This window comes from Oleiphilus sp. HI0086, from assembly GCF_001635225.1.
In genome coordinates, this window is the sequence record NZ_LWFZ01001210.1 from 1 (window position 1) to 913 (window position 913).

The 913-nt window shown below is 44.0% G+C and carries 1 protein-coding gene and 1 pseudogene; both read left to right on the forward strand.

Annotated elements, in window-relative coordinates; genetic code table 11:
- Positions 1 to 673: Glu/Leu/Phe/Val dehydrogenase family protein (locus A3756_RS21210; RefSeq protein ID WP_231875599.1), on the forward strand; the 673-nt coding region annotated here is incomplete at its 5' end.
- Positions 674 to 683: 10 nt separating this feature from the next.
- Positions 684 to 913 (forward strand): annotated as a pseudogene (locus A3756_RS21215) (pyruvate dehydrogenase (acetyl-transferring) E1 component subunit alpha); the annotation flags it as partial.

Genomic DNA, 913 nt, shown 5'->3' on the forward strand with positions numbered 1-913 from the left:
TGATGCTGGTAACCCGTCAAGTTATACCGCTGCTGGTGTATTTGAAGGAATAAAGGCAAGCGTCAATTTCAAGTTAGGAACAGAAAGCTTAAAAGGTCTACGTATTGCTATTCAGGGAATTGGCATTGTTGGTTACGAACTTGGTTTGCTGCTCGCAGAATCTGGTGCAGAGATTGTTGTGGCTGATATTAATAGAGAAAGGGTTGAGTCCGCCTTAAGAGAGTTTGCAAGTCACGCAGTCAGTCCTGAGCAGATTGTTCAGGAGCCATGCGTTGTCTTTGCCCCCTGCGGTTTAAGTAATGTCATCAATGAGTCTTCCCTTGAACGTTTGAGCTGCCGAATAATTGCCGGGTCAGCAAACGTTCAATTAGCGAAACCTGAGCTTGGGCAGCGCCTGCATGAAAAGGGAATATTGTACGCTCCCGATTACGTGATTAACTCTGGAGGTTTGATTTATGCCTCGCTAACCCACAGTGAGTCTTTGCGTTCGGACTTTGAGCTGGTTTCAAGAAATGAAGTTTTACAGGCCAGAATACATGAAAAAATATTGCAGATAGGTCGAACCTTAGAAGAGGTTTATCAAGGCTCAAGCTCAAAAGGCAGGGCAACAAGTGTTGTTGCCGACCAGCTAGCCGAAGAAAAATTGACTCGTCTTCAAGACTTTGCAGCATAGAGGAGGCGGTATGAAATCTTATACTTTTGAAGAAAACCTTAGGTTTGATGTAAGTTTTTCGAAATTTCTTGGCGATGACGGGCAGCTTAAGCAGTCTTTACCGGATTCTCTACTGCTCAAAGAAGAAATGCTAAAAGCTTATGAAACGATGGTTTTGATCAGAGCTTTTGACCATAAGGCTATCGCTTTACAACGAACTGGCAAGCTTGGAACTTACCCTTCAGTTCTAGGCCAGGAAGC